Source organism: Pseudomonas sp. BIGb0176, from assembly GCF_024810175.1.
Taxonomy (GTDB): domain Bacteria; phylum Pseudomonadota; class Gammaproteobacteria; order Pseudomonadales; family Pseudomonadaceae; genus Aquipseudomonas; species Aquipseudomonas protegens.
On sequence record NZ_JANUEC010000003.1, the window covers coordinates 490,871 to 514,829 of the forward strand.

A 23,959-nucleotide genomic window follows, 5' to 3' on the forward strand; every position below is an offset into this window, starting at 1 on the left:
GGTAAAACCCATGGCCCGAGTTCGCCACAAACGCAAGCCGGTTGCCGAGATGAACGTGGTGCCTTACATCGACGTGATGTTGGTACTGCTGGTTATCTTCATGGTGACCGCGCCGATGCTCAACCAGGGCGTGAAAGTTGACCTGCCCAAGGTTTCCAGCGAAGCCTTGCCCCAGGACAACAACACCCAGGTGCTGACCATCTCGATCAAGGCTGACAAGACCTACTACTGGAACCTTGGCAGCGAAGTCGACACCGAAAAGCAACAGGACAAGGCGATGACCTTGCCGCAAATGACCGACGCGGTGACCAAGATCATCCGTGCCGGCAATGAAGGCGGCAAGCACACCCAGGTGTTCATTCGCGGTGATAAATCCGTCGACTACGGCGCCGTGATGGGTGCCATGGGCGGCCTGCAGAAAGCCGGAGTCGGTAACGTTGGCTTGATTACCGAGGCGCCCTGATGCACCAACAGCGAGAGCCGTCCGCCTCGGAAAGCTACTTCTGGCCTAGTGTCTGGGCAATTGCCCTGCACGTGCTGGTGTTTGGCATGCTGTTCGTCAGCTTTGCCATGACCCCGGAACTGCCCCCGGCCAAGCCGATCGTTCAAGCGACCCTGTACCAGCTCAAATCCAAGAGTCCGGCAACCACCCAGACCAATCACAAGATTGCGGGTGAGGCGAAGAAATCCGCCGCGCGCCAGACCGAAGCCGAACAGTTGGAGCAGAAGAAGGTCGAGCAGGAAGAGATCAAGGCCGCGGAACAAAAGAAAGAAGAGGCTGCTCAAAAAGCCGAGGAAGCGAAAAAGGCCGATGAGGCCAAGAAAGCCGATGAGGCGAAGAAGGCGGATGACGCCAAGAAAGCCGCAGAAGCGAAAAAGGCTGAAGAGAAACAATTGGCTGATATAGCCAAGAAGAAATCCGAAGAAGAAGCCAAGAAAGCTGCTGAAGAAGAGGCCAAGAAAAAGGCCGCTGAAGAAGCGAAGAAGAAAATCGTCGAAGACGCGAAGAAGAAAGCCGCGGAAGACGCGAAGAAAAAAGCTGAAGCAGACGAAGCGAAGAAAAAGATCGCCGAGGATGCCAAGAAGAAAGCTGCTGCCGACGCTGCGAAGAAGAAGGCCCAGGAAGCAGCGCGCAAATCTGCCGAAGAGAAAAAGGCCCAGGCCCTGGCGGACTTGCTGTCCGATAAGCCGGAGCGTGAAGCCACCAAGTCGGATGAGGTGGGTGACAGTGTCGCAGGCAGTTTCGATGACCTGATTCGCATTCGTGCGGCGGAAGGCTGGGCTCGTCCTCCTTCGGCGCGCAAGGGCATGACGGTGGAACTGCGGATCGGCATGTTGCCTGATGGCACGGTGACCACGGTCAGCGTGATCAAGTCCAGTGGTGATGGTCCGTTCGACGCTTCGGCGGTGGCGGCAGTCAAGAACATTGGGCGTTTGACAGAAATGCAGGGTTTGAGTCCGAAGGATTTCGCGCCCTATCGTTCATTCAAGATGACATTCACACCTGAGGATCTAGCCTTGTGAGAAACCTTCTTCGAGGAATGCTTGTCGTTATTTGCTGTATGGCAGGGATAGCGGCAGCGGATGAAAAAAACATTCTGGTCACCAGTGGCAGTGATCGGGCGACGCCGATTGCGGTAGTGCCGTTTGGCTGGCAGGGCGGCAGCGTGCTGCCGGACGACATGGCACAGATCATCGGTGATGACCTGCGCAACTCGGGTTACTACGCACCGATTCCAAAGCAGAACATGATCAGCTTGCCGACCCAGGCCAGCGAAGTCATTTTCCGCGACTGGAAAGCCCTGGGCGCCCAGTACGTGATGGTCGGCAGCATTGTTCCAGCCGGCGGTCGCCTGCAGGTGCAGTACGCGCTGTTCAACGTCGCGACCGAGCAGCAAGTGCTGACCGGCAGCGTGTCGGGTAGCGTTGATCAGTTGCGGGACATGTCGCACTACATTTCCGACCAGTCCTTTGAAAAACTCACCGGCATCAAGGGGGCGTTCTCTACGCGCCTGCTGTATGTGACGGCTGAGCGTTTCTCAGTGAACAACACCCGTTACACCCTGCAGCGTTCGGACTACGACGGTGCTCGGGCGGTAACCCTGTTGCAGTCTCGCGAGCCGATCCTGTCGCCGCGCTTTGCTCCGGATGGCAAGCGCATTGCGTACGTGTCGTTCGAACAGAAGCGCCCACGCATCTTCGTCCAGCACATCGATACCGGGCGTCGTGAGCAGATCACCAACTTCGAAGGCCTGAACGGCGCTCCAGCCTGGTCGCCAGATGGCACCCGCCTGGCTTTCGTGCTGTCCAAGGACGGCAACCCGGATATCTATGTGATGAACATGGCGTCCCGGCAGATCAGCCGCGTCACCAGTGGCCCGGGCATCAACACCGAACCGTTCTGGGGCAAGGATGGTTCCACCATCTATTTCACCTCCGACCGTGGCGGCAAGCCGCAAGTCTATAAAAGCAATATCAATGGCGGTGGCGCTGAGCGTGTGACCTTTATTGGTAACTACAACGCCAACCCGAAACTTTCTGCTGACGAAAAGACCTTGGTAATGATTCACCGCCAGGATGGTTTCACCAACTTCCGGGTAGCGGCTCAGGATTTGCAGCGCGGTAGCGTAAAAATCCTTACAGACACTAACCTTGATGAGTCAGCTACTGTTGCGCCCAACGGCACCATGGTAATCTACGCCACCCGCCAGCAGGGCCGGGGAGTCTTGATGCTCGTGTCCATTAATGGACGTGTGAGGCTCCCGCTTCCTACCGCTCAAGGCGAAGTCAGAGAACCGTCCTGGTCCCCTTACCTGAACTGACGCGGCGCTACAATGTTTCACTTAACACACTGGGGTTCATTAGGAGTTTCACGATGGAAATGTTGAAGTTTGGTAAGTTTGCTGCGCTGGCTCTGGCCATGGCTGTGGCTGTAGGTTGCTCCTCCAAAGGCGGCGACAATGCCGGTGAAGGCGCTGTTGATCCAAACGCTGGTTACGGCGCTAACACCGGTGCTGTTGATGGCTCCCTGAGCGAAGAAGCTGCTCTGCGCGCAATCACCACCTTCTACTTCGAATACGACAGCTCGGACCTGAAGCCAGAAGCCATGCGCGCTCTGGACGTTCACGCCAAAGACCTGAAAGCAAACGGCGCTCGCGTTGTTCTGGAAGGCAACACCGACGAACGTGGTACTCGTGAGTACAACATGGCTCTGGGCGAGCGTCGTGCTAAAGCCGTTCAGCGCTACCTGGTTCTGCAGGGCGTTTCCCCTGCACAGCTGGAGCTGGTTTCCTACGGTAAAGAGCGTCCAGTTGCTACTGGCCACGACGAGCAGTCCTGGGCTCAAAACCGTCGCGTCGAACTGCGTAAGTAATTCGTCATGCGAACGTGCCGTCGTGCTGTAACTATTTTGGCTCTCAGTCTCACGCCGCTTGCGGCGTGGTCTGCGGTTCCTGTGGTCGATAACAACTCCGGCTATAACAATAGCGGGAGCAGTTATCCGCCAGCGGGTTATGGCACGAACGGCGCCTATGCCGGGGGAGGGGTTTCGACCCCTGTCTCGGCACAGGGCGAGCTGTTCCAGCAACTGCAGCAAATGCAGGAACAGATTGCACGCCAACAGGGTGTGATCGAAGTTCTGCAAAATGATGTAGCGCGGATGAAGCAAGAAAGCCTGGAGCGTTACCAGGATCTTGATCGACGCATAGGAAGCGGTGTCGCACCTGCCGCAACTCCTGAGAATTCTTCTGCCGGTGGCGATAACAGCGCTGCCGGTGCCGCTGCTCAGGCGCCAGCCGCCAGTAGCGAACCCGGTGATCCGGCCAAGGAAAAGCTCTACTACGATGCTGCCTTCGACCTGATCAAGGCCAAGGATTTCGACAAGGCCAGCCAGGCCTTCTCGGCATTCCTGCGCAAGTACCCCAACAGCCAGTACGCCGGCAATGCCCAGTACTGGTTGGGTGAAGTGAACCTGGCCAAAGGCGACCTGCAAGGCGCGGGCCAGGCATTTGCCAAGGTTTCCCAGCTGTATCCCAAGCACGCCAAGGTGCCGGATTCACTGTACAAGCTGGCTGACGTAGAGCGTCGTCTCGGTCACACCGACCGGGTCAAGGGCATCCTGCAGCAGGTGGTGGCCCAGTATCCGGGCACTTCCGCCGCTCAGTTGGCCCAACGGGACCTGCAGCGCATGTAAGTGCGTTGGCCTCCGTTACAAGAAACCCGCGCTTGTCGCGGGTTTTTTCGTTAGAATCCATGCCCTTTTTCTGAAACACGCTTCCTGGGATCTGCGCGATGGCGGGGTTCCTTGAAGTGCCTGACGGAGGCGGACAGCCTGTTTAGCTGTTACGCCCGTGGCGACTATGCAAGACACATTGAGAATCACCGAAGTTTTCTACTCGTTGCAGGGGGAAACTCGGACTGCCGGGCTGCCCACGGTTTTTGTGCGCCTGACCGGTTGCCCGTTGCGTTGCCAATACTGCGACAGTGCCTACGCGTTCAGCGGCGGTAGCCAGCGGACCCTCGACAGCCTGCTGGAGCAGGTTGCCGGTTTCCGCCCTCGCTACGTCTGCGTCACTGGTGGCGAGCCTCTGGCCCAGCCCAACGCCATTCCCTTGCTCCAGCACTTGTGCGATGCCGGCTACGAGGTCTCGCTGGAAACCAGCGGTGCCCTGGACATCTCTGCGGTGGACCCGCGCGTCAGCCGGATCCTTGATCTCAAGACTCCCGGCTCCAAGGAAGCGCACCGCAACCGCTACGAGAATATCGAGCTGCTGACCGCCAACGACCAGGTCAAGTTTGTCATCTGCTCCCGCGAGGACTATGACTGGGCGGTGTCCAAGCTGATCCAGTACGGTCTTGAGCGACGCGCCGGCGAAGTGCTGTTTTCGCCCAGCCACCATGACTTGAATGCACGAGACCTGGCGGACTGGATCGTCGCCGACAACCTGCCAGTACGTCTGCAACTGCAGCTGCATAAATACCTTTGGAATGATGAGCCGGGGCGCTGACATGACTGAACAAGCACAGAACCCATCTTCGAGTGAAAAGCGTGCCGTGATCCTGCTGTCCGGTGGCCTGGACTCTGCCACCGTGGTGGCCATGGCTCGCGCCGAAGGCTACCGCTGCTACACCATGAGCTTCGATTACGGCCAGCGCCATCGGGCCGAGTTGCACGCCGCCGAGCGCGTGGCCCGGGACCTCGGTGTGGTGGAGCACAAGGTGATCGGCCTGAACCTCAACGGTATTGGCGGATCGGCACTGACTGATAGCACCATCGAGGTGCCAGAGGCGCCGGGGGAGGGCATTCCTGTCACCTACGTGCCGGCACGCAACACCGTCTTCCTGTCCCTGGCCCTGGGCTGGGCGGAAGTCCTGCACGCGCGGGATATCTTCATCGGTGTCAATGCGGTGGATTATTCCGGTTACCCGGATTGCCGTCCCGAGTTCGTCGAAGCCTTCGAGCGCATGGCCAACCTGGCGACCAAGGCCGGTGTCGAAGGGCAGGGCTTTCGTATCCAGGCGCCGCTGCAGAACCTCAGCAAGGCCGAGATCATCCAGGCCGGTGTGCGCCTGGGGGTTGATTACGGGCTGACGGTTTCCTGCTATCAGGCAGACGATAGCGGCCACGCGTGCGGCAAATGTGACAGCTGCCGTTTGCGTGCTGAAGGCTTCAAGGCGGCCGGAATCAGTGATCCAACACCTTATTTTTGATTTTTTTCACATAGGGTGTTGAATTCCCGTTAGAAATCAGTATTATACGCGCCACCACACAGCGGGTCGTTAGCTCAGTTGGTAGAGCAGTTGGCTTTTAACCAATTGGTCGTAGGTTCGAATCCCACACGACCCACCATATTTAGCGGTTTAGAAAATCCGGAAGGCCCACGAAAGTGAGGATTTCCGGGTTTTTTTTTGCCTTGCAAAAAACCGTGATCCCGCCACTCAGCTGCTCAGCTTGCCTTCTTCTCACTGCTTGAATATCAACTCTTCTGCAGAGGCTGGCCTTTTGCCGGTAGCCGGACTCATCTCTAAAAACCTTGATAAATTCAGGGGCTTTATCTGAATTCCCCCTTTTTTTCAGGGGTTATCGCTTTAAATTCAGAATAAGTGCGGGGCTCGTTGACAGCACAAATGCCTCCCGCGTAAATCTTGCCGCCATTGCCGACAGGGGTTGCGTCCCTGGCAAGGAGAACACATACCAGGGTCGGTAACTTCGCAGTCAGCAGGGCTTTGCCCTGCCTGTACGAATCTGTCCCTGAGTCTGTGCGTGAGTCACAAGCCCGGCTTACTCAAGGTGACAGGATGTTCACAGAAGCAGTTGCAATATCCGTTAGGCGCAGTGCCCCCTCCAGCCCTTCCGTCATTCGTGGCAAGGGGTGCTTTCTCTACGATGAGCAGGGCAAATCCTTCCTCGACATGTCCGGTGGCAGCGGTGCCGCCAACCTGGGTTATCAGCGCGATGACCTGGTCGAAGTCCTCAAGCGTCAATCCGAACTGCTGATCCATACCGGTTGGAACATCGACAACCCGCAGCGCCATGAAGTGGTCGCCAAGCTGGAGGGGCTGGTGCCCTATGCGCAGGCTTCGGTGTTTGGCGCGGTCACCGGTGCCGAGGCAATCGAGGTGGCGCTGAAAATCGCCCGCGCCGCTACCGGACGCCAGGGCGTGGTGTATTTCCACAATTCCTTCCATGGCAAGACCCAGGGCGCCCTGTCGGTGACCTCCAACCGCGGTTTTCGCAAGCACCTGGCCGGTGGCGACAGCCTGCAACTGACCGCCCTGGCCCTGGACTATGACGCCGACCAGGACCCGGCCCTGGCCGCCTTGTGGCGCGAGCAACTGGCCGAGGATCTGCGCCAGGCGCAGCAGGCCAATTGCTTGCCCGCGGCGCTGATCATCGAGCCGATCCAGGCAGCAGAGGGCATGTATCCGGTGCCCCTGGAGCTGCTCGAAGCGATTGTCGAACTGGGCAGGACCTTCGGCGTGATCACCATCTTCGATGAGATCTACACCGGTTTTGGCCGCACCGGGACGCCGTTTTTCAGCAACCCGCAACTGCTGCCGGACCTGTTGGTGCTGGGCAAGGCCCTGGGCAATGGCTTGCCGATTTCCGCGGTGGTAGGCCGCCCGGAACTGGTGGACTGCCTGGGCTATGCCGAGCATTCCTCCACCTTCACCCAGATGCCGCTGGCCTGTGCCGTGGCTTCCAAGGTGCTGGATATCTACCACCAGGAACAGCCCTGGCAGTGGGCGGCGAGCAACGGCGCGTACCTGCGCCAGGCCCTGGAAGGCCTGGGGGCCCAGGACGCGCGAGTGGTCAATGTGCGCGGCCGCGGCATGATGCTCGCCTTCGATTTCGAGGGCCAGGGCCAGGGCGCTGATGTACTGGCGCTGCGCAACCGGCTGCTGGAGCACGGGGTGATCGTGCGCACCGGCGGGCGCAATCCGGCGACGGTCAAGCTGACCCCGCCACTGAGCATCTCCCAGCAGGAAATCCAGGCATTCATGCAGACACTGCAGGGCGTTTGTCGCTCCCTCTAATAACAACAAGGCAGGGATATCATGTTGCAGGCTTTTACCCGCATGGCGGGTACCGATGTTGCGGGTGTCATCGATGTCCAGGGCAGCCTTGGCTTTGCCGCGCTCGACCAGTTGCGCGAGGGGGTCAGCGCCGAGCTGCAAGGGCTGCCGGAGCCGGTGCTGGCGCTGTATGCCAGCCATGGCCGGGCCATGTATGCGGCGTTGATCGCGGCCTTGTCCGCCGCCCGGCGAGTGGTGTTCATCGACCCGGCGAGCAACCTCGACGAGTTGATGCCGGTGCTCCAGCACCTGGGCGTGAACCTGGTCCTCAATGGCACGACACGGCCTGGTTCACAACTGACCCGTTCCTTGCCGGTGCTCGACCTGCAGCACCTGCAACCCCGGCCCGTGCCCCCTGGCCGGGAATACCCGTTGCGTTGCCAGGACTACGTGATCTTCACCAGCGGCTCCACTGGCGAGCCCAAGGCCATAGTGCAGCGCATCGAGGCCCTGGGCCGGCACATTGACAACTACATCGGCTATGTCGGAATCGGCCCCGGGCAGCGTGTGCTGCAACTGGCTTCCGCGGGGTGGGACGCCGGCCTGATGGACATCTTCGCCAGCCTGAAGACTGGCGCCACCCTGTGCAGCCTCAACCCCCGGGAGCATGACTTCGCCGCAGTCGAGGCGCTGATCGCCGAACATGACATCGATGTGTTGCATATGACGGTGCCCTATCTGCGTGCCTTCTACAGCGATGCGAGCGCCATCTATGCCCGGCCCAAGCAACTGGTGATCGGCGGCGAGATCATCCACCCCTCGGACATCCAGCGCTTCAACCACGCCTTTGCCCCAGGCTCGCAGCTGTTCAACGCCTACGGGCCGACCGAATGCACCACCGCGCTCTACGCCCGCATCGACCAGGGGCAGACGCTGCAGGACCCGACCTGGGCCCTGGACCGGCCGGTGGAAGGCGTCACCCTGGACATTGCCAAGGAACCGGGGCAGCCCTACGGCGAAGGGGTGGGTGAACTGCTGCTCTATTCTTCCCTGGTGGCCCGGCGCTTGGACCCGGCCAGCGGGCTGATCGTCGAGCTGACCCAGCCCAGCCCCCTGGACTCGCAGCGCCAGTGCTACGCCACCGGTGATCTGGCGTGCCACCAGCCCGATGGCGCCATACGCCTGCTGGGGCGCAAGGATTCCATCGTCAAGATCAACGGGCAGAAGGTCAGCCTGGTCCAGGTGGAGTCGGAGCTCAAGGCTCTGGCCCAGGTACGGGAAGCCTGTGTGATCGCCCATCAGGCCGGGGACAACCTGGCCCTGGTGGCCTTTGTCATTGCCCGTGACGCCAGCCTTGGCGAAGACCTCCTGCGTCAGGCCGCCAGGGCCGCACTGCCGGCGCACCGGGTGCCGGCGCGCTTCCTGCTGGTGGAGCGTTTTGCCTTGAACCGCAACAACAAGATCGACCGGCAGGCGTTGGCGCAACTGGCTGCCCGCGCCATGGCGGCGCCGGAGCCGGCACAGGCCGCACCGGAGCCTTTCTGGCAAGCCATCGGCCAGGTACTTGGCGGGCAGAGCCCGGACCGGGCCAAGAGCTTTATCGACAATGGCGGCGATTCGCTGCGGGCCTTGCAGGTGGTTGCCACGCTGAAGAGAAAGGGCCTGGTGCTGGACCTGGAAGAGTTGCTGTCGGATCAGGCCCTGGGGCAATTGCCGGTGCATGCGGCGGCGGCCAAGGCCCGGCCCGGGGTTTCCCGGCCGCAGGTCGAGGGCCTGCCCAATCGCCGCTTCCTGCTGAGCCGCGGCATCAGCGACCTGGATCACTGGAACCAGGCCCTGGTGCTGGACTTAGCTGCCGGCCAGGAGCCACAGCGAGTCAGCCAGGCGCTGCGGGCAATTTTCCGCCATCACTTTATCGAGGCGGGCGTTCAGGATCAGGGGCTGCAGCCCGCCGGAACGGATCTGCAGCAAGCGGTGCAGCGGACCTGCGCAGCCATCTCCCTGAGCCAGGGGCAACTCTTCTGCTTCAGCCAGCAACAGGACGCCGCTGGCCATCACCTGATCATTGCCGGGCACCAGTTCCAGGTCGATCGCTACTCCTGGATGCTGCTGGTTTCCGAGCTGGACGAATGCCTGGGGCAGGGCCTGGAGTGCATGCAAAGCTGGCCGCGGCCGACGGCCTTCGAGGAGTGGCAGCAGAGCTACCAGCGCGAGCATGCCGCGGCGACCCATGAAGCGTTCTGGGAAGCACTGCCCTGGGGCCGCTGCGCGCAGTTGACCGGGCAGCGCCCCGAGTTTCCCCGGCGCGAGGCCTTTCGGCGAGCCGAACTGTGCCTGGGGCCGGTCCGCGACCTGCCGCAGTGGGCCCAGGGTGTGGCCGAGACCAGCCAGTTGCTGCTGGCGGCCATCCTGCGCGCCATGAGCCAGAGCGATGACAACCCGTTCCAGAAAGTCCATTTGCTCGACCATGGGCGGGCCCTGGACAAGAGCGGCGCCGAGCTCAACAGCGTGTTCGGCTGGCTGACGGTGATCTACCCGCTGGTGCTGCAAGTTGCCAGCCTGGACCTGGAGCAGATCGCCAGGGAAATCAAGGCCGGCCAGCAAGCCAGCCAGGGCATTGCCCACAGCTTCGGCAACCGTTATTTCGCCACGCCCGAGGCCGAGCGCCTCAAGGGCCTGTTCGATTGCGGCTACAGCTACAACTTCCTGGGCGCCGTGGAGAACCCGCCCGGGGCCCGGGTCGGCGTGCATCCCTTGAGCCTGCAACTGATGCAGGGCAGCCCCAGCCATCACCTGGAGTTCACCGGCTACCTGGCCGCGGGCGAGTTGCTGCTGAAAATCGACTATGACCCGCAGGTCTTCGGCGAAGAACGCCTGGAGTCGCTGCTGACCGGGATCACCGCTGCCTTGAGCTAGAGAAACCTCCATGAACGCCTTACCCGATAACAACAAGAAATCCCGTTCACTGGTCGCCGTGCTGATTTTCCTCGGCTGCCTGCTGATCTGGTCCACCAACTGGATCGCCATTTCGCTGCAGGTGGAACACAGCGATGTCGGCTCTTCGCTGATGCTGCGTTTCCTCATTGCCTACGGGGTGCTGTGGCTGTGGCAACGGCTGTTCGCCGGCCCGCAGCAGCCGGTAACCCGCAAGGCCTACTTGCTGATGGCCGGGGTGGGGGCGGTGTACTTCTATGCCGGCATCGGCCTGGCCTACCTGGCCACCGCTTACCTGGGCAGTGCGCAGATGGCCTGCCTCAGCGCCTTTGTGATTTTCTACATCATCGGCATCAAGCGCCTGTTCCTGCATGTGCCGGTCGCCCTGCACAACCTGCTCGGCGCACTGGTGAGCATCGCCGGGCTGGGGCTGTTCATGCTTGGCGATCCGGGGCGGCCGCTGTCGCTGGCGGGGGTGGCCCTGGGCCTGACTTCCTTCCTGGCGGTGGCCATCGGATCGGTGCTTTCGGAGCACATCCAGAAGACCTGCCAGCTCGGCACCTTGCACATCAACAAGGTGGCGGCCGGCTGGGCCTGCGCTCTATACGCCGTCAGCCTGTTGCTGGGCGGCCATGGCTTGCAACTGCCGGGCACCCTGGCCGATCTGGGCATCCTGCTGTACCTGGGGGTGGTGTGCTCGGCGCTGGTGTTCGTGCTGTTCATCGACCTGATCAAGCGCATGGGCGCCGAGAACGCCGGCTACGTCGGCGTGCTGTACCCCATCGGCGCCAGCTACCTGTCGGTGTGGCTGGGGGAAACGCCCCTGAGCCTGCACCTGATGCTCGGCAGTGCCCTGGTGATGCTGGGCAGCCTGATCAATTTCAAGTTTCGCTACCACCCCGCCCCCAAGAAAGTGGAGTTCAGCTGAATGAGCAATGTACGGATACGCCAGGCCACCACGGACGATCTGATCGGTATTTTCGAGGCCCACCGCAACTCGGTAGAGCGCCTGTGCACCTCTGAATACAGCGATCAGCAGATCCGCATGTGGCTCGATGGGCGCTCCCCGGAAACCTACCGCGAAGCCGTGGAAAAGGGATCGCTGTGGCTGGCCGAGGGCGAGCAGATCGAAGGGTTCGTCGAACTCGACGGCAATGAGGTCAGCAAGCTGTTCATCCGTGGCGATGTGGCCAGGCGTGGCCTGGGCAGCCGTCTGCTGGAGGTGGCGCTGGCTCGGCTGCGGGCCAGCGGTGCCAGCTCGGCCTACCTGGAGGCGACCCTGACGGCCGAAGGCTTCTATGCCTACCACGGCTTCCAGAAGATCGGCGAGGGCACCTTCAGCCGCGGCAACAGCCCGGTGTCCATCGAGATCATCAAGATGGAACGCCCGCTTTGATCTGACCGTCAGCGGCCACTTCAGCACAGCAGGTCTTGCCCGTCCCCGGTTCGCGGGGGCGCGGCCGGCTGCACCCGGAAAACGGCACACGAGGCTTATCCAAGATGACAGGGATGTTATTGAAATTGACGGTGCTCGATCAGAATCTGTGCGCCGGGTGCGGCGCCTGCGCCCTGGTGTGCCCACAGCAGGTGATCGTTTTCGACCCGGACCGGGTGGTGCCGCTGCTGGAGGGCATCGGCGACAGTTGTGAAAGCTGCACCGAGTGCCTGGCGGTGTGCCCGGGGCTGCAGCCGGACACCGATCGCTCCGAACTGGAACTGTTCGGCCGTACCCGCCGCGCCGAAGAGCGCTGGCTGGGGATCAGCCGCCAGGCCATCGGTGCGCGTTCCACCGACCCGCAGATAGTCCGGCGCTCGGCCAGTGGCGGCACCGCCACCACCTTGCTGCTGACCGCCCGGGAGCACTTTGACGTGGACCTGACCCTGACCATGGGCCGTCATCCGGGGCAGGGTTGGCGCAGCGCGCCGCAACTGGGCAGCGCTGCAGCGGCGATCATCAACAATGCCCAGTCCACCTACCAGCTGGCGCCTTACCTCAATGCCCTGCGCGAATGCTACGAACAGCAGCCGGACGCGCGCATCGCCGTGGTGGGGCTGGCCTGCCACGTCCAGGCGATCCGCAAGCTGCAGCGCCGGGACACGGCCATCGGCCACTGGGCCCGCAGCCGAATCATCTGCGTGATCGAGACCGCCTGCTCCTCCAACACCCTGCCGGCCGGCACCCATAGCATCATCAGCGAGGTGCTGGGGCAAGACCCGCAGCAGGTGCGCGATATCAAGTACCGCGAAGGCGATTACCCCGGCCGGCTGCAAGTCACCTTGCTGGACAGCCAGACCTTTGGCATCGATTTCTGGGAGATCCTCGGCAAGCTCAAGGACAACAAGACCTTTCGCTGCCTCAGTTGCGGTGACTGGATGAGCGGGCTGGCCGACGTCAGCGTGTGTGACGGCGACCCCAACATCTTCGAAGCCAGCCTCAACGGTTCCGAAGAACAGAAACACGGCCGCGCGCTGATCCGCACCGAGATGGGCCAGGCCCTGGTGGACAGCGCCATCACCCATGGCCGGCTGGAAAGCTGGGGAGTGGACCTTGGGGGCTTCAACCTCGGCCTTGAACGCAAGAAGAACCGTCGGCGCTTCTATGAAACCCAGCCGCTGGTGTTGCCCGCGGGCCCCGGGGTGGGCGACCACTTCGAGGACGAAGCGCTGGTGGACGACGCCGAACTGATCAACCCCGCCAAATACAGGAGTAGCCCATGATCGATTACCCGGACCGGCCCATCGATTTCACCCTCGGCCGCCAACAGCAAGTCTGGGCCAACATCGACGGCTACCTGCCATCGGACAAGTCCATCAGCCATCGGATGATCCTGTTTGCCGCCCTGGCCCGGCATCCGGTGCGCCTGCGGGACCTGAACCGCGGCAAGGCGGTGACCCTGTTGCTCGATGCCCTGCAGCAACTGGGCCTTGAGGTGACGCCAGGGCAGACGCCCCAGACCCTGGAGATCAGCGGTGAGTTCGCCCAGGCGACCCACGAGCGGCGGGTCGACCTGGGGCCCTCCAGCGCGGCCGCACGGTTACTGATCGGGATGCTGGTGGGGCTCAATGTGCCGTGCATCGTCGATGGCGACGAAACCCTGCGCAACCGTCCCTTCGACTGGATCGTCGAGCCCCTGAACCAGATGGGCGCCCACCTGGAGTACCTGGGGCGTCCGGGCGCGCTGCCGATCCGTATCCACCAGGCTGCATTCCGCGGCGGCGCGGCGCAGATCCACATCGGCAGCGCCCAGGCCATCAGCACCTTGCTGTTTGCCGGGGTGGCGGCACGCAAGCCGATGTCGATCCGGTACCCGGTGGTGGCCCGGGATCACACCCAGCGCATCATCAACAGTTTTGGCGACCGGCTGCTGGACGAGCAGTTGCAGATCCACTACCAGCCACGGGACTGCGCGATTCCCGAGGAGATCAGCATCCCTCGCGACCCCTCGGCCATTGCCTATCCGGCGGCGTTGTTCCTGCTGTGCAACCGCCACCAGGAGCAGCAGCGCCTGAGCTTCGACAATGTGTGCCTGAACCCTACGCGCCTGGGCTTTTTCAACTGGCTGCTGGCCTGTGGTTTCAACCTGACCCTGGAGGTGGACAGCATTCGTCATGGCGAGCCGGTGGGCCGCCTGCTGCTGCGCGGGGGTGGCCAGCCCAGGGCTCACGACTTGCGCGACAAGCACCAGTTCCACGCAATGATCGACGAAGTGCCGCTGGCCCTGGCCATCAGCTGCGTGCTGCCCGGCAGCGCGACCTTCAGTGACCTCTACGAGCTGACCTTCAAGGAATCGGACCGGATCGCCGCCACCCGCAGCATGCTCAATGCCCTGGGCCTGGACTACCAGGTCGACGGCTACGACGTGCGGGTGGAAGGCGGGCAGGTGCCCAGTGTGCAGGGAGCGATCCCGACTTTCGGCGACCATCGCCTGTCGATGACCGCCCACGTCCTGCTGCTGGCTCACGGGCTGCAGGCCACCATCCTCGAAGGGCATTGCTACCAGACTTCATTTCCAGGGTTTGCCCAGTGCCTGGATCGCCTGACCGGACGGGAGGCCTGATGAGCAGCAGCCGATACACACTCACCGCCTGTGGCGCCGACGGCGTGATCGCCGTGCATGAACCTCTGGCCGCTCTGGCGGCCACTGAAGTGCAGGTGGCGGTGGACTACTCCATGGTCAGCCCGGGCACCGAGCGTCATTACCTGCAGCAGGTACGCGAGACTGGCGAGCAACTGCCGCTGGGCTATTGCGCGGCCGGGGTGGTTAGCGCCGTAGGGCCCGAGGTGGAAGGCGTGCAGCCGGGAGACCGGGTGGTGGCCATGGGCTGGAAGATTGCCACCCATTCCAACTGGATCCAGGTGCCCCAGCGGCTGGTGTGCAAGGTACCGCCGCCACTGACCCAGGACCAGGCGATTCTTGCCACCCTGGGTGCCACTGCGGTGCATGCGGTGGACCGTGCGCAATTGCAGGCGGGGGAGCAGATCCTGGTGGTGGGCATGGGCCTGGTGGGCAAGATGCTGAGCCTGGTGGCGGCCTGTCATGGTGCGCGGATCTGGGTCGCGGACCTCAACCCCGCCGCCATCGACCCGGGCCTGCCGGTGCAGGTGCTCGACCTGCTGGCCGAGCCGGGGGCGATGGCCGGGCAGTTCACCCGGATCTTCCTGTGCATCGATGCTGATATCAGCGCCTTGTTCCCGCGGTTGCTGGCCTTGCTCAATCCGCAGGGCAACGGGGCTGGCCGCTCGCGGCTGGTGAATGTTGGGCGGGTCAGCCTGACCCTGGAGCTCTCGCCGCAAATGGGCAACATCGACATCATCAACGTGTCCCGCTGCGGTAACGGTTACCGCGACGATGCCTACCATCACGGGCGCAAGAGCGTGCAGTGCCCGGCAGGGGAGGCCACGGTGGAGCGCAACATCGCTCGCTGCCTCGACTACCTGGTGGCCGGCAAGGATTGGCTGGAGCACCTGCAGCGAGTCGAGATGGACCTGGGGCAGGCGTTGGCGCACTACAACGGCGCGGCGTTCTTCGCCCCTGGAATCAACCTGATCAAGCACAGGGAAGTGTGACGGCATGGCTCATCTATCTATTGCTTCGTGCCTGGACGACGTCTTCGCCCGGCATGCCACGGATACCGCGCTGAGCTGCAACGGCGCACGGCTCAGCTACCGGGAGCTGGAACAGCGTTCGGCACAGGTGGCGGCCCGCTTGCTGGGCTTGGGCCTGACGCCTGGCAGCACCCTGGGCCTGGAGGTGGAGCGCTCGATTGAACAACTGGTGCTGCTGGTGGGCATGGTGCGGGCCGGCCTGTCGTACTGCTATCTGGACCGCAACAACCCGCCCCAGTGGAACCAGTCGGTGTGTGAACGCAGTGGCGTGCGCTGGCGGGTCACGCCGGAGGTCGCCGGTGGCCCGGGGTATCTGGCGCTGGATGAATTGCTCGTGCCCACGGACGAGGCTGCGTGCTGGCCGCCGCTATGCGGCGCCGAGCCGGTGTACGTGAACTTTTCCAGCGGTACCACCGGCGCGCCGAAGATCATTCCCTGTACCCATCGCGGGGTGTTGGGGTTCTGCGACCGGCCGCGACATTTTCCGCTGCAGCCGGGCTTTCGCATGCTGTACGCCTCGAACCTGACCTTCGACGCCTCGCAGTTCGAGATCTGGACCGCGCTGCTCAATGGCGGCGAATTGCATATCCATGTTCCCGGCGCCCTGACCATGGAACACCTGCATCGTTACATCCACGAGGCCGGGGTCGACAGCCTGTGGCTGACCTCGACCCTGTTCAACACCTTCGTCGATATCGACCGCGGCTGGCTGCGGGGCGTCAAGCGGCTGATGGTCGGCGGTGAGGTCCTGTCCGCAGGGCATGTCCGCCAGGCCTATGCTGCCGCCGATGAGCTGGTTCTCTACAACGGTTATGGCCCCACGGAAAACACCATGGGTACCTGTGTCTATGCCATTCCCCGCAGCTTCGACAGCACCCGGGACATTCCCATCGGCCAGGCCGTGGACGATGCCACCCTGTTGCTGCTGCGCCCTGACGGGCAGCCGTGCGAGGTGGATGAACCCGGCGAGCTGCTGATCGCCGGGGGCGGCTTGTCCCCGGGGTATCTGGGGGATGCCGGGCTGACCCGGGAGCGCTTCATCGACCTGCCATGGCAGGGCCGGACGCTGCGTTGCTACCGCAGTGGCGACCTGGTTTCCCGGGATGGCCAGGGGCTCTATCACTTCCATGGCCGCAGCGATGACCAGATCAAGCTGCGTGGCCAGCGCCTGTCGCTGACCGAGGTCGCCGCCGCCTTCAAGCGTTACCCGGGAATGCTCGATTGTGTGGTGTTGCTGGATGACCAGGGAACCGAAGCGCAGTTGCTGCTGGTGTACCTCAAGGCGCCTGGGGTCGAGCCCCGGGTGCTGGCCGACTATGGCCGGCAAAGCCTGCCGCCGTTCATGGTGCCGTCGCGATTTGTCGAGGTTGAGCGCTTTGCCCTGCGCTCTTCCGGCAAGCTGGATATTGCTGAGCTCAAGCAGCGCCTGTGTCTCGGGCAGCCGGCCACTGAAACGGACGACTCGCCGGCAGGGCGTTTTCTCGCGCGTTTCGGCGTGTCGGCTCATGACCTGCAGCGCAGCTTCTTCGACAGCGGCGGCAACTCGCTGGCGGCGATCAAGCTGGTGGGCACGGTGAACCGTCACCTGGGCTGGGAAGGCCTGGGCCTGGAGCAGTTCTACCGCATGGCCACCCTGGGCCAGTTGCTGGACTGGCTACAGGCCCAACCCGGCCTGGCGTCCCTGCTGGAAAACGGTGCGCAGGAGTACTACGTGATCGAGTCGGAGCAGGAGTCCTTGCCCGCCGCCCATGCAGGGTTTTCGATCAATACTCACCTGGGGCGTTTTGCCGTGGTCCGCGCCACCTCCGCTAGCCACGCCCGGGAGGCGCTGCGCAGCGGTTCCGGGCGGTTGCCGGCTGCCGGCGACAGCCGCTGGGTCGGCTTGAACAAGAGCCAGTTGTCGATGGTGTATGCCGAACTGTTCAACAAGGATCTACGGGCCAACAACGTGCTCTACCTGTTCCGGCCCGAGCAGTTGCCGGCCGCCGGGCTGGACCTGCAGGCGTTGGCCCAGGGCTTGAAGCAGCGCTATCCACTGGCGGGCTGTCGGGTGGCGCGGGTCGAGGGCGAGTACTGTTTTGATCTGGCCCCCGAGCCGCCGGCGCGCCTGTGGCTGGAGCCTGTGGCGGAGTTTCCCAGCCAGCAGGCCTGCGTGGAGCATTTCCTTGAGCGGCCGCTGTCACTGTTCGAGCAGGACCTGTGCAGCCTGTTCAAGGTGCGCATCGACGGCACCTTGCACCTGGGGCTGTGGCTGCACCACATCCTTGGCAACCATGTCGGCCAGTTGAGCCTGCTGCGCAGCGTTGAACAGTTGGCGCTGGGCGTGCAGTCGCCGCCGGTGGCGGATTTTTCCTTTGTCGGCAATAACCTGATGCAGGCCGAGGAATATGAGCGTCTGGCAGATGCCGGCACCGAGGCCTGGGAGCAAGAGGCCGAGGAGTACGCGCCGCTGGCCGATGTCCCGGCGCCGGCGGCCACTGCCCTGGCGCTGCAGTTGCGGGCGGCACTGGCCATGGATCCGATGAAGCTGGCCTCGCCGCAGCGTCTGTTCCACCTGTTGCAGGCGTTTCGCCAGGGCTGTGCCGAGGGCTTGGGGATAGAGGCGCCGATCGTCAATCTATTGTTCGCCTGGGCTGAGCGTTCGGTGATCAGCGGATTCTCCAGTTACACGGTGCCCGTGCCCCTGGCTCCCGGGCGCTTCGCCGAAGGCTGCGAGCCACAGGCCTGCATGGATTACCTGAATGCCAAGCTGGCCCGGGCGGCCTTGGGTTGCGAGGAAATACTCGCGGCCCTGGGCCTGTACGGCTTTGCTCCGGCGTTCCTGTGCAATTTCGTCGAGCTGCCGGCCAGTGACGCCCGGTGGTTGCAAACGCGGATTGCCAACCCGGTTAGCGAGTGGCCCAAGACCCTGCTCGACCTGACGGTGGTCAAGTCGGCGCTGGGCTGCGAAGTGCTGCTCAACAGCTATCTGCCCGAGCCGCAGGCCAGGGCATTTCTCGAATCCTTTGTCGCGGCGGGGCAACGTCAATGAAACTGATCTGCTTTCCCGACTTCGTCGGCCATCCGATCTGTTTTTCCGCCCTGGGCCGGGCACTCAAGGGGCGGGTGTCGCTGGTGCAGGTCAACTACAGCGACTACTGGCCCTATTCCAGTGTCGAAGACCTGGCCCGGCAGATTGCCCAAGAGCATGAGCTGACGACCCTGGACGCGGTGCTCGGTTACTCCTTCGGCGCTTATGTGGCGGCCTGTTGCGTGGCCCGCAGCACGGCGCCCGCCAGGCCGCTGCTGTTGGTGGACCCGCCGCTGCTGGCCGAGCTTCGAGGGTTGGCCCCGGACGCCATTGCCCGGCGTTTGGCGGCCGATCCGCAGTATGCCTACGTCGATGACCTGGTGGACGCGCAGTTGGTCAATCGCGAGTGCGTGCACGGCAATATCCTGCTGCTGTCCCAATGGCAGGCGGTGCCGCTGAAGGGGCGCGCGGTGGATGTGCTGTTGTCCGCCGGGCGCAGTGCCGAGGGGCTGGCCCCGGGCCTGGGGCTCGATCCGGCCCAGGACAATCGCTACTGGCGGGACGAGCAGCGCCACCATGGCTCGGTGATCAATAGCCCCGATGTGCTCACCTGGCTGCTGGACCCTGGGGCCTTGCAGCGCATTGCTTGGTGATCGAAGCCGGCCCGTTCGGGGTGCCCTCAGTTCCAGCTAAGTTTTCCCTCGTAGCCTCTGCCTCGCGCCAATACACGCGCCGTTATGGAGAGGCACCCGATGAAGCCGCTGAGCAAGACCGATTGGCTGAACAAGGTTCCGGAGGTGACGCTGTCCTTCTGGATCATCAAGATCATGTCCACCACCGTGGGCGAAACCTGCGCCGACTACCTGGCCGTCGACGCCGGCCTGGGGCAGGGCGTGACCAGCATCGGCATGGCCCTGTTGCTGGGGCTGGCGCTGTTCGCGCAGTTCCGCAGCCGGGCCTACACACCGTGGATCTACTGGCTGAGCGTGGTCCTGGTGAGCATCGTCGGGACCCAGATCACCGATGTGCTCACCGATCAGTTGGGCATCAGCCTGTACCTCAGCACCGCAGTGTTTGCAGGCTTGCTGGCGGTCAATTTCGCTGTCTGGTACGCCGTTGAGCGCAATCTGTCGATCCGCCAGATCGTTACCCCGCGACGCGAGCTGTTCTACTGGGCCACCGTGCTCTGCACCTTCGCCCTGGGAACCGCCGCCGGGGACCTGGCCACCGAGGCGCTGGGGCTCGGCTTTACCCTGGGAGCGCTGATCTTTGCCGCACTGATTACCGTGACCCTGGTGGCCTGGCGCCTGGGGGGCAATGCGGTGCTGACCTTCTGGATCGCCTACATCCTCACTCGACCTTTTGGCGCCGCCCTCGGCGACCTGCTGACACAAGCCAAGACCTACGGTGGCCTGGGCCTGGGCGCCACCTGGACCAGCGCGATCTTCCTCTGCGTGATTCTTTTGCTGGTGACCGTCGCGCAGCTCAACGTCAACAACCGTCAGCGCCTTTCCCACTGATTATCCGACCCTCACTCAAGGACTCATCATGGCCTTTATCCGCTCTGCCATTCGCTACACCACGACTCTTTCCATGATTGCCCTGCTGGGGCTGGCCGCGGGGTGTTCCAAGCCTGCCGATGCGCCCAAGCCCGGCACTGCCGCTTCAGCCCAGGCTACCGCGGCCACGGCCTCCAGGCTGGGAGACCTGGCCGAGTTCCAGGCCATTGCCCGTGATGTGGCCGGCTTGGTGGACAAGCAGGACCTGGCGGGGGCGAAGCGCCGGATCAAGGATCTGGAAGTTGCCTGGGACTCCGCCGAAGCCGGCTTGAAGCCCCGTGCCGCCGGTGACTGGCATGTGTTGGACAAGGGCATCGACCGCGCACTGGACGCCCTGCGCGCCGGCACCCCGCAACAGGCCGAGTGCAAGTCGGCGATGGACGATCTGCTGGCAACGTTCAGTCGCTTGCAAGGCAAGGCCTGACCCTCATCTTTTCCAGCAGACCGGCAGGCGAGTGATTACCCTTGGGGGGACTCGACCCGGGCCCGGCCTTCCTCAAGCGCAGGCCGGGCCTGTTTCACTACGGAGGCACTATGCGGATCTTGCTGGTGGAGGACGACGCGATGATCGCCGAGGCGATACAGGGCGCCCTCAAGGATGCAGGCTACGCCGCCGACTGGGTCAGCGATGGGGTGACCGCCCTGGCTGCCCTGGACAGCCAGCATTACGACCAGGTGCTGCTCGACCTCGGCCTGCCCGGCAAGGACGGGTTGCAGGTGCTCGACAGTATTCGCCGCCGTAACAACCCGGTGCCGCTGTTGATCATTACCGCTCGTGACAGCCTCGATGACCGGCTGCGAGGCCTGGACGGCGGCGCAGACGACTACCTGCTCAAGCCCTTCGCCATGGCCGAGCTGCTGGCGCGAATGCGTGCGGTCATGCGTCGTAAAGGCGGTAGCGCGGCACCGCTGCTGGGCAATGGTGTGGTCTCGCTGGACCCGGTATCGAAACAGGCAAGCTCGTTCGAGCAGCCTGCGGTGCAGCTGTCGAACCGCGAATTCGCCTTGTTGCAGGCGCTGTTGATCCGCCCGGGGGCGATTCTTTCCCGTAGCGAGCTGGAAGACCGCATCTACGGCTGGGGCGAGGAGGTGGAAAGCAATGCGGTGGAGTTCCTGATCCATGCCTTGCGCCGCAAGTTGGGAAGCCAGGTGATCAAGAACGTCAGGGGGCTGGGATGGATGGTTTCAAAAGACGTCTGAGCGAGTCGGTCCAGCTCAGGCTGTCCATTGCCCTGTCAGTGGCGGTGCTGATCGTTGCGCTGCTGGCCGGAGTCTTTGCTTATGTCTCGGCCTTCGACGAGGCCCTGGAGATGCAGGACAACACCCTGCGCCAGGTGGCCGCGCTGTTCGAGCGCCAGCACATGACCCTGGCCTACCCGCCGCCGGGGCAGGTCGTCGCCGACGATAACGAGGAATCCAGGGTGGTCGTTCAATACCTGGCCGATGGCGCCAGGGCGGCGGCGGACAGTGATGCCGAAATCCCCCTGCCGCTGCCCACCACCCTGGCGGACGGTCTGTCGACCCTGACGGTGGGTGGCGAGCCGTTTCGGGTGCTGGTCAAGACCACCAGCGCCGGCCTGCGGATTGCCGTGGCCCAGGAAACCGGCGCTCGTGACAGGGATGCGCGGGAAAGCGCCTGGCGTGGACTGTTGCCCTTCCTGATCCTGTTTCCCGTGCTGTTGCTGGTGATTGCCGATCTGGTGCGCAAACTGTTTCGTCCCATCGAGCAGTTGGCGGCCGAGATCGATTTGCGTGACGAGCAGGAATTGCACCCGATCGACGAGCGCCATCTGCCGACCGAAGTGCGGCCTTTCGTGCGGGCCATCAATCGCCTGTTGCTGCGGGTGACTCAGTCCATGACGACGCAGCGGCGTTTCGTGGCGGATGCCGCCCATGAATTGCGCTCGCCGCTGACGGCCTTGTCCCTGCAGGCCGAGCGCCTGGCATCGGTGGAGATGCCCAGCCTGGCTCGGGAGCGCCTGCAACTGTTGCGCCGGGGGATCGAGCGCGGCAGGAAGCTGATCGATCAATTGCTCGGGCTGGCGTCTGCACAATCGGCCATCAATGGCCGGGTTGAGACGGTCTCGGTGCACGGGGTGTACCGCCGGGTGCTGGAGGACCTGCTGCCCCTGGCGGAGGACAAGGCGATCGACATCGGCCTGGAAGGTGGGCCGGACAGGCAGGTGCTGATCAGCCAGGAGGACCTGCTGACCCTGGTGAAGAACCTGGTGGACAACGCCATCCGCTATACCCCGCAAGGTGGGCGGGTAGACCTGTCAGTGGCCCAGGTGCAGGACGAGATCCTGCTGCAGTTCAGCGACTCGGGGCCGGGTATTGCCGTGGCTGAGCGCGAGCGCGTGTTCGACCCTTTCCATCGCGGGCTGGGCAGCGATGAAGTGGGCTCCGGGTTGGGGCTCGCCATCGTCAAGGCCATTGCCGATCGGCATGCCGGCCGGGTCTGGCTGGATTACTCCGACCAACGGGCCAAACGCGGGTTGTGTGTGACGGTGGCTTTTGCCCAGGTGCAGGTGCCGCCGGCAGGGTAGGGCGCGGCTGTTGGGCAGAATAGGCTTTTGAATACCCTGGATATTCTGTAGCCTTGCGCGGCTCCAATGTTGTCCGTACCTGATGAACTCACTCTCCCGGCGGGGCCTTAAGCGGTCCGGAGCCGGTGGTATACTCGACTTTCGCGCCTCAAGCGCCTGCAGGTCTTGCGAACATGACGCAAATTTCTGAACGCCTTCTGGTTCAAGCCCACCTCGACGCCAAGCAGCCCAAACCCTTGAGCGCTGCGCAAGAGGCCCATCTGCGTGCCGCCATCGCTGCCGAGCTCAAGGCTCAGGATGCGGTGCTGGTTGCACACTTCTACTGTGATCCGGTGATTCAGGCCCTGGCCGAAGAAACCGGTGGCTGCGTGTCCGACTCCCTGGAAATGGCCCGCTTCGGCAATGCCCATCCGGCCAAGACCGTGCTGGTTGCCGGGGTCCGCTTCATGGGTGAGACGGCGAAGATTCTCAACCCTGAAAAACGGGTGTTGATGCCGACCCTGGAAGCCACCTGCTCCCTTGACCTTGGCTGCCCGGTGGAGGAGTTCTCGGCCTTCTGCGATCAGCATCCCGAGCGCACCGTGGTGGTCTATGCCAACACGTCGGCGGCGGTCAAAGCCCGTGCCGACTGGGTGGTGACGTCCAGTTGCGCCCTGGAAATCGTCGAAAGCCTGATGGATAACGGCGAGAAGATCATCTGGGGCCCCGACAAGCACCTGGGCACCTACATCCAGCGCCAGACCGGTGCCGACATGCTGCTCTGGGACGGTGCCTGCATCGTTCACGAGGAGTTCAAGTCCAAGCAGCTGGAAGACATGAAGGTGCTGTATCCGGATGCGGCCATTCTGGTGCACCCGGAGTCCCCCAGCTCAGTGATCGAACTGGCCGATGCGGTGGGCTCCACCAGTCAGCTGATTGCTGCCGCGCAGCGCCTGCCGAACAAGACCTTCATCGTCGCCACCGACCGCGGCATCTTCTACAAGATGCAGCAGCTGTGCCCGGACAAGGTGTTCATCGAGGCGCCGACGGCCGGCAATGGTGCGGCGTGCCGCAGTTGTGCCCATTGCCCGTGGATGGCCATGAATACCCTGGAGCGTACCCTGCAGTGCCTGAAGGATGGCAGCAACGAGATCAGCGTCGACCCGGCGCTGATCCCCAATGCGCTCCGCCCTCTGAAGCGCATGCTGGATTTCACCCAGGCCGCGCGGATGAAACTGGCGGGCAACGCCTGATCGGTTCTTCTGCTCGCTTAAAAAAAACGCCCCGATCTGTCGGGGCGTTTTTGTAG

Annotated in this window: 21 protein-coding genes and 1 tRNA gene; all 22 read left to right on the plus strand. The window is 63.2% G+C overall.

Annotated elements, in window-relative coordinates; translation table 11 throughout:
• The first annotated feature begins 10 nt into the window (after positions 1-10).
• The 22 genes from tolR (at position 11) to nadA (ending at position 23,903) form a co-directional block, all read left to right on the plus strand.
• A complete protein-coding gene (tolR, locus tag M2395_RS20365) occupies positions 11-463 on the plus strand; it encodes a protein TolR (protein WP_011063015.1) in 453 nt (150 codons plus the stop codon).
• Positions 463-1,524, plus strand: coding sequence for a cell envelope integrity protein TolA (tolA, locus tag M2395_RS20370; RefSeq protein ID WP_011063014.1), 1,062 nt, complete (start codon positions 463-465; stop codon positions 1,522-1,524). The genes tolR and tolA overlap by 1 nt, the downstream gene beginning before the upstream one ends.
• A 17-nt stretch (positions 1,525-1,541) precedes the next feature.
• Positions 1,542-2,822 (plus strand): Tol-Pal system beta propeller repeat protein TolB, encoded by a 1,281-nt coding sequence (gene tolB / locus M2395_RS20375; protein ID WP_015636767.1) that lies wholly within the window; start codon positions 1,542-1,544, stop codon positions 2,820-2,822.
• Positions 2,823-2,875: 53 nt separating this feature from the next.
• Positions 2,876-3,373, plus strand: coding sequence for a peptidoglycan-associated lipoprotein Pal (pal, locus tag M2395_RS20380; RefSeq protein ID WP_003227510.1), 498 nt, complete (start codon positions 2,876-2,878; stop codon positions 3,371-3,373).
• A 6-nt stretch (positions 3,374-3,379) separates the two neighbouring features.
• Positions 3,380-4,192, plus strand: a complete 813-nt coding sequence (ybgF, locus tag M2395_RS20385) for a tol-pal system protein YbgF (protein ID WP_011063012.1) — start codon at positions 3,380-3,382, stop codon at positions 4,190-4,192.
• Between the two features lie 166 nt (positions 4,193-4,358).
• Positions 4,359-5,006 carry a 7-carboxy-7-deazaguanine synthase QueE gene (gene queE, locus M2395_RS20390; protein WP_011063011.1) on the plus strand — a complete coding sequence of 216 codons (648 nt, stop codon included), beginning with the start codon at positions 4,359-4,361 and terminating at the stop codon, positions 5,004-5,006.
• A gap of 1 nt (position 5,007) precedes the next feature.
• Positions 5,008-5,709, plus strand: a complete 702-nt coding sequence (gene queC / locus M2395_RS20395) for a 7-cyano-7-deazaguanine synthase QueC (RefSeq protein WP_011063010.1) — start codon at positions 5,008-5,010, stop codon at positions 5,707-5,709.
• A gap of 63 nt (positions 5,710-5,772) precedes the next feature.
• Positions 5,773-5,848: transfer RNA gene (locus M2395_RS20400), tRNA-Lys, on the plus strand.
• A gap of 449 nt (positions 5,849-6,297) precedes the next feature.
• Entirely contained in the window at positions 6,298-7,536 is a 1,239-nt protein-coding gene (locus M2395_RS20405) for an aspartate aminotransferase family protein (protein WP_053153450.1), read from the plus strand.
• 21 nt (positions 7,537-7,557) lie between these two features.
• Positions 7,558-10,431, plus strand: a complete 2,874-nt coding sequence (locus M2395_RS20410; protein ID WP_123431351.1) for an AMP-binding protein — start codon at positions 7,558-7,560, stop codon at positions 10,429-10,431.
• 10 nt (positions 10,432-10,441) lie between these two features.
• Positions 10,442-11,377, plus strand: coding sequence for a DMT family transporter (locus tag M2395_RS20415; protein WP_011062906.1), 936 nt, complete (start codon positions 10,442-10,444; stop codon positions 11,375-11,377).
• Positions 11,378-11,845 (plus strand): GNAT family N-acetyltransferase, encoded by a 468-nt coding sequence (locus tag M2395_RS20420; protein ID WP_019094547.1) that lies wholly within the window; start codon positions 11,378-11,380, stop codon positions 11,843-11,845.
• 113 nt (positions 11,846-11,958) lie between these two features.
• Positions 11,959-13,167, plus strand: a complete 1,209-nt coding sequence (locus M2395_RS20425; protein WP_011062905.1) for a Coenzyme F420 hydrogenase/dehydrogenase, beta subunit C-terminal domain — start codon at positions 11,959-11,961, stop codon at positions 13,165-13,167.
• Positions 13,164-14,507: a 3-phosphoshikimate 1-carboxyvinyltransferase gene (locus M2395_RS20430; RefSeq protein WP_053159880.1), complete on the plus strand. Its 1,344-nt coding sequence runs from the start codon at positions 13,164-13,166 to the stop codon at positions 14,505-14,507. Before M2395_RS20425 ends, M2395_RS20430 begins: the two co-directional genes overlap by 4 nt.
• Positions 14,507-15,517, plus strand: coding sequence for a zinc-binding alcohol dehydrogenase (locus tag M2395_RS20435; RefSeq protein ID WP_072442694.1), 1,011 nt, complete (start codon positions 14,507-14,509; stop codon positions 15,515-15,517). The genes M2395_RS20430 and M2395_RS20435 overlap by 1 nt, the downstream gene beginning before the upstream one ends.
• Positions 15,518-15,521: 4 nt before the next feature.
• Positions 15,522-18,587 (plus strand): non-ribosomal peptide synthetase, encoded by a 3,066-nt coding sequence (locus M2395_RS20440; protein WP_123431350.1) that lies wholly within the window; start codon positions 15,522-15,524, stop codon positions 18,585-18,587.
• On the plus strand, positions 18,584-19,219 hold the full coding sequence (locus M2395_RS20445) for a thioesterase domain-containing protein (RefSeq protein WP_015636758.1): 636 nt from the start codon (positions 18,584-18,586) through the stop codon (positions 19,217-19,219). Before M2395_RS20440 ends, M2395_RS20445 begins: the two co-directional genes overlap by 4 nt.
• Before the next feature lie 99 nt (positions 19,220-19,318).
• The gene (locus tag M2395_RS20450; protein ID WP_103289389.1) at positions 19,319-20,086 is read left to right on the plus strand and encodes a hypothetical protein; all 768 of its coding nucleotides are present in this window, start codon (positions 19,319-19,321) and stop codon (positions 20,084-20,086) included.
• Between the two features lie 28 nt (positions 20,087-20,114).
• Positions 20,115-20,549 carry a hypothetical protein gene (locus tag M2395_RS20455; RefSeq protein WP_041119609.1) on the plus strand — a complete coding sequence of 145 codons (435 nt, stop codon included), beginning with the start codon at positions 20,115-20,117 and terminating at the stop codon, positions 20,547-20,549.
• Between the two features lie 110 nt (positions 20,550-20,659).
• Complete coding sequence (locus M2395_RS20460; protein WP_077934671.1) at positions 20,660-21,325, plus strand: response regulator; 666 nt, start codon at positions 20,660-20,662, stop codon at positions 21,323-21,325.
• Positions 21,301-22,671, plus strand: coding sequence for an ATP-binding protein (locus M2395_RS20465; RefSeq protein ID WP_077934670.1), 1,371 nt, complete (start codon positions 21,301-21,303; stop codon positions 22,669-22,671). Before M2395_RS20460 ends, M2395_RS20465 begins: the two co-directional genes overlap by 25 nt.
• A gap of 173 nt (positions 22,672-22,844) precedes the next feature.
• A complete protein-coding gene (nadA, locus tag M2395_RS20470) occupies positions 22,845-23,903 on the plus strand; it encodes a quinolinate synthase NadA (RefSeq protein ID WP_077934669.1) in 1,059 nt (352 codons plus the stop codon).
• Positions 23,904-23,959: the final 56 nt, after the last annotated feature.

What these genes read in the sequence shown, in the direction of transcription:
- tolR (WP_011063015.1), top strand. Translation starts at nt 11, where the DNA reads ATGGCCCGAGTTCGCCACAAACGCAAGCCGGTTGCCGAGATGAACGTG.
- tolA (WP_011063014.1), top strand. Translation starts at nt 463, where the DNA reads ATGCACCAACAGCGAGAGCCGTCCGCCTCGGAAAGCTACTTCTGGCCT.
- tolB (WP_015636767.1), top strand. Translation starts at nt 1,542, where the DNA reads ATGCTTGTCGTTATTTGCTGTATGGCAGGGATAGCGGCAGCGGATGAA.
- pal (WP_003227510.1), top strand. Translation starts at nt 2,876, where the DNA reads ATGGAAATGTTGAAGTTTGGTAAGTTTGCTGCGCTGGCTCTGGCCATG.
- ybgF (WP_011063012.1), top strand. Translation starts at nt 3,380, where the DNA reads ATGCGAACGTGCCGTCGTGCTGTAACTATTTTGGCTCTCAGTCTCACG.
- queE (WP_011063011.1), top strand. Translation starts at nt 4,359, where the DNA reads ATGCAAGACACATTGAGAATCACCGAAGTTTTCTACTCGTTGCAGGGG.
- queC (WP_011063010.1), top strand. Translation starts at nt 5,008, where the DNA reads ATGACTGAACAAGCACAGAACCCATCTTCGAGTGAAAAGCGTGCCGTG.
- M2395_RS20405 (WP_053153450.1), top strand. Translation starts at nt 6,298, where the DNA reads ATGTTCACAGAAGCAGTTGCAATATCCGTTAGGCGCAGTGCCCCCTCC.
- M2395_RS20410 (WP_123431351.1), top strand. Translation starts at nt 7,558, where the DNA reads ATGTTGCAGGCTTTTACCCGCATGGCGGGTACCGATGTTGCGGGTGTC.
- M2395_RS20415 (WP_011062906.1), top strand. Translation starts at nt 10,442, where the DNA reads ATGAACGCCTTACCCGATAACAACAAGAAATCCCGTTCACTGGTCGCC.
- M2395_RS20420 (WP_019094547.1), top strand. Translation starts at nt 11,378, where the DNA reads ATGAGCAATGTACGGATACGCCAGGCCACCACGGACGATCTGATCGGT.
- M2395_RS20425 (WP_011062905.1), top strand. Translation starts at nt 11,959, where the DNA reads ATGTTATTGAAATTGACGGTGCTCGATCAGAATCTGTGCGCCGGGTGC.
- M2395_RS20430 (WP_053159880.1), top strand. Translation starts at nt 13,164, where the DNA reads ATGATCGATTACCCGGACCGGCCCATCGATTTCACCCTCGGCCGCCAA.
- M2395_RS20435 (WP_072442694.1), top strand. Translation starts at nt 14,507, where the DNA reads ATGAGCAGCAGCCGATACACACTCACCGCCTGTGGCGCCGACGGCGTG.
- M2395_RS20440 (WP_123431350.1), top strand. Translation starts at nt 15,522, where the DNA reads ATGGCTCATCTATCTATTGCTTCGTGCCTGGACGACGTCTTCGCCCGG.
- M2395_RS20445 (WP_015636758.1), top strand. Translation starts at nt 18,584, where the DNA reads ATGAAACTGATCTGCTTTCCCGACTTCGTCGGCCATCCGATCTGTTTT.
- M2395_RS20450 (WP_103289389.1), top strand. Translation starts at nt 19,319, where the DNA reads ATGAAGCCGCTGAGCAAGACCGATTGGCTGAACAAGGTTCCGGAGGTG.
- M2395_RS20455 (WP_041119609.1), top strand. Translation starts at nt 20,115, where the DNA reads ATGGCCTTTATCCGCTCTGCCATTCGCTACACCACGACTCTTTCCATG.
- M2395_RS20460 (WP_077934671.1), top strand. Translation starts at nt 20,660, where the DNA reads ATGCGGATCTTGCTGGTGGAGGACGACGCGATGATCGCCGAGGCGATA.
- M2395_RS20465 (WP_077934670.1), top strand. Translation starts at nt 21,301, where the DNA reads ATGGATGGTTTCAAAAGACGTCTGAGCGAGTCGGTCCAGCTCAGGCTG.
- nadA (WP_077934669.1), top strand. Translation starts at nt 22,845, where the DNA reads ATGACGCAAATTTCTGAACGCCTTCTGGTTCAAGCCCACCTCGACGCC.